The organism is Porphyromonas sp. HMSC077F02 (assembly GCF_001815465.1).
In the GTDB taxonomy this organism is placed as follows: Bacteria; Bacteroidota; Bacteroidia; order Bacteroidales; family Porphyromonadaceae; genus Porphyromonas_A; species Porphyromonas_A somerae.
The window spans coordinates 1-10,603 of sequence record NZ_KV820623.1 but is presented as its reverse complement, the minus strand read 5'-3'; the positions used below and the strand labels follow the sequence as shown (position 1 = coordinate 10,603).

Sequence of the window (10,603 nt, the reverse complement as noted above, 5' to 3'; positions counted from 1 at the left end):
AGTCACCCCATCACGCAGAATATCGGATGAGGCAGAATCTTTTTGTGCTCCTTGGACTGTAAAATGAAATTTAATCCGCCAAAACGCTGTGCTCTCTCAGAAATTACTTGTATATTTGCCATACCTTAATAGGGTGTTAGATATTGTTATTCAATTGATTATGACCATATAAAGATAGCAATTTCTAACGAGATAGGGTGAGAAATCGCAAGAAATCTCACCCTTCTTTTTTACCCCTCACTCGACTTGCGGAATCTAGGACCGTCTCTCCGACATCAACCAACTACTCCAAGAAAATTATCGGAGATAAAGCATTAGCAAGGACGTGTTTTCTTGCTGTTTTCTTCGCCTTTCTAATTATGAATGAGTAACTTTGCGGGAGTAATCTTCACAAAGGAGTTGAAGGAACTTGTGACGAAGTTGTCAATTTCAAAATATATTTATCAATGAAACAGAAAGTTTTATTTATCATATTGAATGAATACACAGACTGGGAAGGGGCTTTTCTTTCCACGGCTCTTCATGTGGGCGTGATACCGGGCGGTGAAATAAAATACGAAGTGCATACCGTTGCCCCGACATCGGACGCTGTTCGTTCCATCGGAGGTTTCAGGACTTTACCCGATTATTCTTTCGAGAACATGCCCCAAGATTATGCCGCATTAGTGCTTATTGGTGGAAATCGTTGGGACTCGCCCGAAGCGGAACTTGTCGCTCCATTGGTACAAGAGGCTTTGGATAAAGGTAAAATCGTCGGAGCGATATGCAACGGAGCATCGTTCTTGTGTTCACATGGTTTCCTGAACAACGTAAAGCACACAGGCAACGGTCTTGAACAACTCAAACATTGGGGTGGTGAAAAATACACCAACGAAGCAAAATATGTTGAAGCACAGGCTATCAGTGACAAGAATATCGTCACGGCAAATGGTGTAGGACATTTGGAATTCACCCGTGAAATGCTCCTGTTGCTGAAAGCCAACAGTTCCGAGAATATAGATACTTGGTACGATTTCTACAAAAATGGTTTCTTGAGATAAAGTTATTTTTCTGAGATTCAAACTTTATGTTCGTAACGTCAAACATAAAAGCCACGTTTCCTTGCAATTTACAGAGCGTTTGGCAAGTTGTAACATCGCTAACAGACTATTCGTGGAGAAGTGATGTTGAAAAGATAGAGGTCATATCAGACACGCAATTTGTAGAAATAACGAAGAGTGGATATAAGACAACTTTCACAGTGACAAGACAAGAACCTTTTTGTCTTTGGGAGTTTGATATGGAGAATGACAATATGAAAGGACATTGGGTCGGTGTTTTCTGTGGCAATGAAAAGAATGCTACGATTGACTTTACAGAACACATTGAGCCTAAGAAATGGTTTATGATTCCGTTTGTGAAGATTTATTTGAAATATCGGCAAGCTCGGTATGTCAGAGATTTAAGGAATGTGTTAAAAAAAGGATGACCATAGAGTTTTGGAAACCATTATGACGAAATTAAAATTGATAATGATACTTCTCCCCGTTGTATTCATGCTTCACGAATACGAAGAGATTATCATGTTTAGGCATTGGCTTGACAGAAATAGGGACGAATTGAAAAGGCGTTTCCCTCAATTCGGGCAGTTTCTTGCACGCAGGGGACATTTTGATTATTCCACAGCCACATTTGCTATTGGGACTGTCCACGAGTTCATTCTGATTTCCCTCATTTCTTTCTGTGCCGTATGGTTGGATGCTTATCAATGGTGGTTTGCTGCATTTGCAGGGTATTCCCTCCATCTTATAGTACATCTTGCTCAATGGGCAATATACCGAAAATATATACCTGTTATCATTACCACAATCTTGACTTTGCCTTATTGTGTCTATGCCTTTGTTGAATTGGCAAAGACTTCCATTCTATCTCCTTTGCAGATGTTCTTATGGTCAGTTGTTGGGATTATCCTAACAGTGCTTAGCTTACTCTCTGCTTTTTTCGTGATGAGCAAGTTTCAACAATGGCAGGATAGACATTGAGAGTGTATTGTCAAGAATAAAATAAGTACAAGAAATGTCCCAATTACCCATCCATAGAAGTTCACAGCTCTCAGATTTCGGAGTCTATCTTAAGAGTGTCGTCTCCCAGACATCGGCACCTTCGGAAAGATACGCTTTCTCCCATACTGACGATTATTATTTCTTTGGATTCATAGAGGATGGGCAATGCCGTCTGGATATTGATTTCAAGGAATACGCTTTCGGGAAAGGAAGTTTGGCTATCATCCGTCCGGGACAGGTGCATCGCATCATTGATGCTTCCAATCTTTCTGCAAAATTTCTCATTATCGACTCGGTACTGGTGGATAAGGAGGAAAAACGAACGCTTGAGGGATATGGTTGTCCCCAAAGACAACTATCCGACATATCGGAACTGAAACTATTACTATCGCTTCTTGACCGCAAATTGGGTTGTATGGAAAATCCATCTGCCAAAGCAATAGTTCAGCGACTGACCACCGTCATCGTGGGATTGGTCGTGGACAACGTTGCGAATACAATGATAGCTCAATCCGTATTTCAGAGTACTATGACCAGACACAAGGAAATAGTATGGGAATTTCGGGATTTGCTGGAAAACAATATTCGAATTAACCGTTCGCCATCATTCTATGCCGGACGGCTGAACATTACCGTTGCCTACCTGAATGAGGCGGTAAATGCTGTTCTGGGGACAAGCGTGAGCCGTCATATTCAAGACGAGATTATTTTGTTGGCAAAGCGGAAGTTGGTCTATACGACAGCCTCCGTCAAGGAGATAGCGCATAGTCTGGGATTTGACGATTACTCCTACTTTACACGACTGTTTACTAAGGTCGAAGGAGTCTCTCCCACGCTTTTCAGAAAGAATTACCACGAATAGTGCTATTATCACCGTTGTCCGTCTATTGCGACAGCCTGTATCCCTCCGTACCTTTGCAGCGGAATTTATTCACTTAAAAAGATACGGATTATAAAGATGAACAACGCTGTAAATATTCTACAAGAAGGAAGTATGATGAAAGCCCTGACAAAGTTGGGGATACCTATTGTCATCGCAATGTTGATTATGGCAATATACAATGTGGTGGACACTTTCTGGGTTGCACGTCTGGGAACTCTTCCCGTTGCCGCCGTATCGGTTGTTTTTCCTCTGTCGCTGTTGTTTCTCGGGATAGGGCTGATGTTCGGTGTCGGCGGCGGAGTGTATGTATCCCGTCTGTTGGGGGCAAAGCAGATTGTCAAGGCAAGTCAGATCGCTTCCGTCTCAGTGGTTACTTCTGTGATTTTGGCTGCCCTCATTGCCTTTATGTGCAATGCGTTCCTGCCGGACATCCTGCTGTTTATGGGAGCAAACGAGGGCATGATGCACTTGGCAGAAACATACGGCAGACTCTTCATCATCAGTTGTGTCATAGGTGCATTGAATGTGTCGATGTCCAACATCATTGTTTCACAAGGTGCATCGAAAACATCTGCAATGGCAATGATTATCGGCTCTATCGTCAATGTTGCATTAGACCCCTTGTTTATCTACACTTTCAATTGGGGCGTGGAAGGTGCGGCATGGGCAACCATTCTTTCAAGAATTACCACGACAGCCATTTATATTCGCTTCTTCCTCTCGAAAGCAGAGGTGAAAGTATCGTTTACCCTGTTCGCTCCCACGATGAGAATGTATGCGGACATCATCAAGATAGGCATCTCGATGCTCTTTCTGCAATTGCTCCAGACCCTTTCCATCAGTCTGTTGCAGAGGGCTGCCGTGAAATATGGAGCGGAGGCTGTCGCAGCGGTGGGTATCGTTCTGAAGATTGTAACATTGGGAACAAACGTGGTCTTCGGGTTTGTCAAAGGATTGCAACCGATGACTGGCTATAACTACGGAGCAGGCAACTTCCAACGATTAAAGGAAGCAGTGCGCTGTTCCCTGATACTCACAACCTCGTTTTGTGTGCTTTGGAGCATACTCATAATGGGATTTACCTCTCCTGTCATCAGTTGTTTCGGCAAAGACGAAACTATGCAGGGAATTGCAAGGATAGCCCTTCGAGCCAATACGATTTTGTTCTTCACTTTTGGATTTCAATTTGTGTATTCCACGCTATATATGGCAATCGGAAGAGCAAGGCAGAGCCTTCTGCTCAATATCGGACGACAAGGGCTGTTTTTTATCCCTGCCATATTACTGCTTCCATCATATTGGGGACTGAATGGTGTGCTTTATGCCCAGCCTGTCGCCGACATCTTTGCAACTTTGATGACACTGTTCTTTGCCATTCAAATTCATAGGGAAATTCGTCATAAATCACATCTCACAACAGAGAATCTACAATGTTGAACATAAAAGATATGATTATGCTGAGACTTATTCAAACGGAAGAATTTAAGACGATAATTTCGTCTTGCTCTACAGAAGAACAAGTACAAAAAGCATCGGACAATTTTATATTGAAGATCGTTGCTCTATGTGATACCGAAGAAGATACTGTCTCGTTGTTTCGTATACTCCGCTACACTCGCTGTCGCTTACAAGCTATGCAAAAGGCGTATTCTTTAAACGGAGAGGGGAAAAAATGTATCAGAGCTGCTCTTTGTGATTGACACAGAGTTGAAGTTGCTGAAGATGCGAATGCAGGGGATTCTTCCTGCTTTGTCTGTCAAACCAACCAAGAAACTCCACTGGACAGGTAAGGTAACAGACTTAGTCGAACTCCTTTATGCCCTTGACACCTGTGATTGTATCAACAACGGAGAGATTGGCGTAGAGGAATTGGCTGACGCCCTTTCTGAAACTTCGGTGTGGAAATCAAGAACTGTTACAACGTCTATATGAACATGAAGCGTCGCAAGGATGACAGCCGCACCTATTTCCTTGATGAACTCCGCGAGAAACTCAACAAGCGAATGGTGGAGAACGACCTGAAAGGTGGCAAGTTCAAGAAACGATAACTGCATTCAAATGGCTTAATCAGGCTTCCCTCTCATTTTGGGAAGCCTGATTTTCTTTCATTGAGAAATAACACTGCACAATAAAAGGCTATTGCCGATGTTGCCATTTATCTTGGAATTCATGGGTTAATTGCACGATTTCCCCTCCGATTATTGCCAATTCAAGTGTGAGTTTCTCCAACTTGGCGAGCATCGCAAAGGCTTTTTTCTCGGTAAAGTTACTCTTCAAAGCGACAACTGTCTGGTTATAATTCACTCCCACACTGCGAAATTGCCCATACAAAGTCGTCAGTTTCTGATAATAGTCGAGCAACGAGCGATCTACTTTTATCACCCGAAAGGTCTCGTTAAATACCCTTGCCTTGATGAATAGTGACAGACTTGGTACACCACTTTCCTCTTTCATCGTGAGGAAATGAGCGTATTCCGTCGGTGTGAAATTGACCGAAACACGCTTCTCTGTCTTCTCTTTGGAGCGTGCACTCCTAATTTTCTTCATTTTCATTTCTTATTTTGGATTTTAGTGTTTCACGACATAACCGGCATTTGAGGCATCGCATTCTCTCTTCCAAGAAATACGACTTCGGAGTTTTTTCAGCCCTCTACAAGAGCAAGGGTTTTATGCTGCAAAAACGAAGTCATGCTGCATAAAACATACCTTGCTATTTGCTCCGACGCAAATAAATTCGTTCCGAAGAACGATATGCTATTCTCCCGAAAGGTATGTTTTCAAAGCCATGAAATACCGACTTATCGCTTACTGCAAAGTTACGATCTCTTGTACCCAAAGCCATTAGGAGAGACGAAGCCACAAGTATCCAAATCGAAGCCACAAGTACGCACCAAAGGAAATTATGCTGATTACAGCATCACCGAGCCATATATTTGCACTGTTGAATATGTCGGTGAGGGTATGTGTCTTCGATAACATCTCGTTTCGATGAGCGGTGTGGACAGGGGTGTATATCAAAGGACATATCCTTATTCCTCTCATCCGAACGTGGGAATGTGAGAAAGCAGATACAATCGAACGATTGTATTGATGGACACCAATGAACATCTCTACTGAAAGGGTATGAACGAAATGATGTACCCCTGCTGATGCAATCTGATTATTGGGAATATCTTCGCGATAACAGACGTATTCATCCTCGTCGGTAGATATACTGACAACGAAATGAACAGTGAATTGTATAACGACAATAAAAATAAGTAAGTATGACAGAAAACCAAAACGGCAAGGTAGATCCCGTTGCCATTCGAGAACTTATTTCACAGGGTATTCCCATGAAAAGAAAAGAGAGCGAGATAAAACGCTCTCAATCAGAAGAGCAGTGTGTTGAATCGGAAAGTCCAAATGACAAGCCAATGTCAAAGGATTTTTCAAGAGTCCCTATTGGAGAAAGGCGAAAGTCCGACAAAGGCGATTATGAGTCGCTTTTCATTTGTCGCAACACCCTGAAAAATCGCAAGACCATCTATGTTGCCAAAGAGTTGCAAGACACATTGGCAGAGATAGTCATGTCTATGAGGAACAGGGATATGACCATCGGCATCTATGTGGAGAACATCATCCTTCATCATCTTGAAACCTACAAAGATGAAATCAACAGATTAGCGGAGATGAAGTTCAAGAAGCTGTTGTGATCGTCTATCGCAAATATCCTGTAATCAGCTAATAATGAGTAATATCCTATTTGATTTTATGCGGATTCTGGAGGAGAGGGAGTTGAGTTTCGAAGCAATAAAAAATTAGGTGGCGAGGTCAACAAGATTTAGGGTAAGAATACTACCTGAAGAATGAAGTGCGGAGATTGATGTCCTAACAGCTTGCCACTTGACTTTTTGTCTATCAGTGCTCATAAACTACCTTTGCAGAAGAAAACGAGAACGATTGACTCGATGCGAAAATATAGAGTTGAACCTAGAGGATAACATCGAAGAGGATAGAATAAGAAGTAAAGATGTTGTTCTCGTAGATAAGACTGCCGTGATAATAAGGAAATAGGGGCAAACACTTTCTGTATGAACAACTTTTCGAAAAGAAAAAAGATAAAACTTCGTCTTTCTTTGTGGATAGTGGTATCTTTGCAGTAAACAAATATAGCGTATAATAATTGCATATGAAAATTGATTATTCAAGCTGGGGCACTCGCTTATTGTCGATTGACAATTTAAAGTTGGACGTTAGGAATCCTCGCTTTTCCTATCAGTCTGCTAAAGAAATGAATCAAACAGAGATTGTAAAGTATCTCATAGAAAATCATGCAGTATATGAATTAGCAAAAGCTATTGCAACAAATGGGTATTTGTTGAATGAAGAACCAATTGTTTGCAAAGAGGGAGATTCTTATGTCGTATTAGAAGGAAATCGTCGAGTTGCTGCCTGTAAAATCTTATTAAATCCATATAAATTTTTTACTACACAGCGAGCAAAGGAGTTGTCAAAGTATGAGGCAATTGGTGATAAAATAAAATGTAATATTGCACCTACCCGAAGAGATGCTGATACTCTCATTTATAATAAACATACTGGTATTCCATTACAAAAATGGGATAAAGTTAGCCAGGATGCTTTTTTAGTTAATTTATTACAAGGTGAGAATTTATCAGTAGAGCAGATAGCATATAAATTGAGTGTTCCTGCGTCTGAAATAAGAAAGGCTCTTCGACGTCATGCCATTCATCAATATAGTATTAGATTATTTCAGTCTGCACCTTATGAATTAGAACAAATAAAAGAACAAAGTTTCCCTATTACGAACTTTGAGCGTTTTTATGATGATGAACGAGGATTAAATTTCCTTGGGCTTACTTTTGGTAGTAATGGTGAAATCCGGAAACGTTTACCAGAAGATGAGTTTAACCGACGTTTTAAATTTATCGTTACTCAAATTCTTTCGCAAGATTTAACATCGCGTACATTTAACAACGAGAACGATAAAGAAGATTACTTTTCCACCATTCAAAAATATGATAAGGATAAATTCGATTTAAGCATTCAGCCCTTAAATATTCCACAAACATTTCAAAATAAGGATGAATCAGATTCTGCAAATGAACAAGAATCCCAAAGAATAGAAAGCGGTAATGCTGATATTCCTTCGAAGGTTAAACGAACACGCAAAAAATCTGGACTATTTGCAGATTATAACTGGGGCGACACGGGGATAAATAAACTGGATGCTCTTTTTAATAGCCTCAAAGAGCTAGCATACAAAAAACACATAGATATGGCTGGTATCACACTACGATGCTATGTGGATATGTTAGTGTATGAGTTTTTACAAGCAAGAAAATGTATAGGAGAAATCAACAAGGAAGATGCTATAAATGCAACCAATCACAATGATAAAAAATACGAAGAACTCAAGCATTATATAAAGACATCTTATACTTTAAGTGACGAAGAAATTGATGATGAGAGATTAAGAACTCTTACCAGATTTACAGTTGTAGAAAAGAGTAATAAAATTCCAGAGTTAGGAAATATGATCGCATATATTGTGCGTCATCCAGAATTACTTGACAATAATACTAGACTCATACAAGTATTAGAGAAATTCAAGAAAAGCAATACTTCTTTTATTGATTTAACGGCTTGTAATATGTTTGTCCATAATCAATATTTTTCACCAAACGTAGCAACTCTTGAAGCAAGTGTCAATACTTTAGCTCCCATTTTAGAAGTGATGTACACTATTATAAAAAATGAGAAACAACAATTATAGTCCCTTAAGGTATCCTGGAGGCAAGAGTCGTTTAATAGATTTTATTAAATCTACTATAGAACAAAACCATCTAAAAGGAGGTACTTATATCGAGCCATTTTCGGGTGGAGCGGCCATTGCATTGGCTTTAGCAATAGATGGATATATGGAACGTATTGTTATTAACGATTATGATCGGTCTATATATGCTTTTTGGTATAGCATACTACATTACACCGATGCATTCATTGATAAAATACATAACACCCCTCTATCCCTCGAAGAATGGCATACCCAACGAATAATTCAACATGATAAACAAAATGAAAATTTGTTTGATTTAGGATTCTCCACTTTTTTTCTAAATCGAACTAATCGCTCTGGGATTCTAAAGGCTGGCGTAATTGGAGGACTTAATCAGACAGGGGCTTACAAAATTGACGCACGCTATAATAAAGAACAACTGATTGAACGCATACTACTCATTGCACAGTATAAAAACAAGTTTATATTACACAACGAAAATGCGATAAACCTATTGCGTCGTTATCGTAATATTGCCCATAAAAATTTAATCTATTTAGATCCTCCATATTATGAAAAGGGGAAAGAACTATATGTCAATTTTTTCAAAGAATTAGATCACATAGAATTATCTAAAACGGTTCAACAACGAGACAATATAAATTGGATTATTACCTATGACAACCATTCTTTTATTCATAATCTGTATGAGAATGCAAAATCATTAACTTATATATTACCATATAGTGCAGGAGCTAATAAGCATGGAACAGAGCTACTTTTTTGTAAACAGGATATGATTATACCTGAAAATCTTTTGTGAACTTTTGAATAGCGTCTGATAAAAAGAATTGGACATATTTACGAAAATAATTTGGAGAAAATTCTTTTTTCTCATGATATACCCTTATCTTTGCAATAAATAAAGTGGTTCTTTGAAATGGCAAAACAAGGTAGAGTATAGAAGCTCGCTGGTTTCCTTATTGTTACCTCCCTATATTGATAAACAATTTAATCTATTGATTATTTGTCGTTTATAAAAACCTCTATGTCGTTCGAGGTGAAAGGTTAGGTTCTTATTTATGCCACAAATATCAGCAATCTCTTTGAGATATGAATTCATCTTTTGATTACTAAGAATAGGGAAGAGCATACCTTTTCTTTTAGTTTGTCCCTCGTACTTTTGGACGATGCTCTTAGGTATATCCAATAGAAGCACATTGGATGTAGTTGAAGTCTTCTGCCGTTTGGTCATGATCCAATCATTGCCATCAAGAGAAACAATATGTTCGGGAGTAAGGTTGGAAATATCAATGTAGGCAAGCCCTGTAAAGCATAAAAAAAGAAATATATCCCTTACAAGCTCTAGCCTTGGGAGACTTGAAAGATCTTTGTTTGAAATTCTCATAACTTCTTCCTCAGTAAGAAAGCCACGATCAACAGGTTTGTAGTGAAAGCGTATATCCATAAAAGGGTCGTGCTGAATTAATCCTCGCTTTTGGACATAGGTGACCATTGTCTTGATACCTTTTAATTTCTTCTGAGCTGTATTATGAGAGATGTTTTTCTCTGTGACTAAGAATAACTCAAAGTCTTTTAGTACAACAGAGTTAAACTCTAGTAAACCCAAGTCTTTTCTCTTATACTTGGGCTCTAAAAACTCAACAAAGTCACGTCTGATAATGGTGTACTTCTGAAAGCTACCTTTCTTGAGACTAATACCCACTTGATCTCTAATACTGTCAATGTATTTATCAAAGACAGGGAGAATAGTAGCAAACTCTTACCCATCACCTAAAAATAAGGCGTATAGGTCAAAAATGTTGGTAAAACTGGCGATTAGTTGATTTGTTAATGAGGTATAGCCCAAGTTTGACCCCTATTGGAGTGTAAGTA

General features: G+C 39.3%; 9 protein-coding genes and 2 pseudogenes. 9 read left to right on the top strand and 2 right to left on the bottom strand.

Features of this window, described 5'->3' with window-relative positions; genetic code table 11:
• Nucleotides 1-446 precede the first annotated feature (446 nt).
• The 6 genes and pseudogenes from HMPREF3027_RS00200 to HMPREF3027_RS00170 all read left to right on the top strand — a co-directional run bounded on the left by HMPREF3027_RS00200 (nucleotide 447) and on the right by HMPREF3027_RS00170 (nucleotide 4,973).
• Entirely contained in the window at nucleotides 447-1,040 is a 594-nt protein-coding gene (locus HMPREF3027_RS00200) for a type 1 glutamine amidotransferase family protein (RefSeq protein ID WP_070706291.1), read from the top strand.
• Between the two features lie 26 nt (nucleotides 1,041-1,066).
• Nucleotides 1,067-1,468, top strand: a complete 402-nt coding sequence (locus HMPREF3027_RS09825; protein WP_070706290.1) for an SRPBCC family protein — start codon at nucleotides 1,067-1,069, stop codon at nucleotides 1,466-1,468.
• A gap of 22 nt (nucleotides 1,469-1,490) precedes the next feature.
• Nucleotides 1,491-2,021 carry an HXXEE domain-containing protein gene (locus HMPREF3027_RS00190; RefSeq protein WP_036929127.1) on the top strand — a complete coding sequence of 177 codons (531 nt, stop codon included), beginning with the start codon at nucleotides 1,491-1,493 and terminating at the stop codon, nucleotides 2,019-2,021.
• Between the two features lie 34 nt (nucleotides 2,022-2,055).
• Complete coding sequence (locus HMPREF3027_RS00185) at nucleotides 2,056-2,904, top strand: AraC family transcriptional regulator (protein ID WP_070706289.1); 849 nt, start codon at nucleotides 2,056-2,058, stop codon at nucleotides 2,902-2,904.
• Nucleotides 2,905-3,000: 96 nt separating this feature from the next.
• Nucleotides 3,001-4,362, top strand: a complete 1,362-nt coding sequence (locus HMPREF3027_RS00180) for an MATE family efflux transporter (protein WP_070706288.1) — start codon at nucleotides 3,001-3,003, stop codon at nucleotides 4,360-4,362.
• Nucleotides 4,363-4,647: 285 nt separating this feature from the next.
• Nucleotides 4,648-4,973, top strand: a pseudogene (locus HMPREF3027_RS00170) (RteC domain-containing protein).
• Nucleotides 4,974-5,061: 88 nt separating this feature from the next.
• Here HMPREF3027_RS00170 and mobA read toward each other — a convergent pair.
• Complete coding sequence (mobA, locus tag HMPREF3027_RS00165; RefSeq protein ID WP_070706286.1) at nucleotides 5,062-5,478, bottom strand: conjugal transfer protein MobA; 417 nt, start codon at nucleotides 5,476-5,478, stop codon at nucleotides 5,062-5,064.
• Between the two features lie 713 nt (nucleotides 5,479-6,191).
• On the opposite strand from mobA, the gene HMPREF3027_RS00160 reads away from it, so the two are divergent.
• The 3 genes from HMPREF3027_RS00160 (at nucleotide 6,192) to HMPREF3027_RS00150 (ending at nucleotide 9,530) form a co-directional block, all read left to right on the top strand.
• Nucleotides 6,192-6,620 carry a DUF3408 domain-containing protein gene (locus HMPREF3027_RS00160; protein ID WP_070706285.1) on the top strand — a complete coding sequence of 143 codons (429 nt, stop codon included), beginning with the start codon at nucleotides 6,192-6,194 and terminating at the stop codon, nucleotides 6,618-6,620.
• Between the two features lie 578 nt (nucleotides 6,621-7,198).
• A complete protein-coding gene (locus tag HMPREF3027_RS00155; RefSeq protein WP_168165852.1) occupies nucleotides 7,199-8,704 on the top strand; it encodes a ParB/Srx family N-terminal domain-containing protein in 1,506 nt (501 codons plus the stop codon).
• Nucleotides 8,685-9,530, top strand: coding sequence for a DNA adenine methylase (locus tag HMPREF3027_RS00150; protein ID WP_070706283.1), 846 nt, complete (start codon nucleotides 8,685-8,687; stop codon nucleotides 9,528-9,530). The genes HMPREF3027_RS00155 and HMPREF3027_RS00150 overlap by 20 nt, the downstream gene beginning before the upstream one ends.
• A gap of 171 nt (nucleotides 9,531-9,701) precedes the next feature.
• Here the strand turns inward: HMPREF3027_RS00150 and HMPREF3027_RS00145 are convergent.
• Nucleotides 9,702-10,490 (bottom strand): annotated as a pseudogene (locus HMPREF3027_RS00145) (phage integrase SAM-like domain-containing protein); the annotation flags it as partial.
• Nucleotides 10,491-10,603 lie beyond the last annotated feature (113 nt).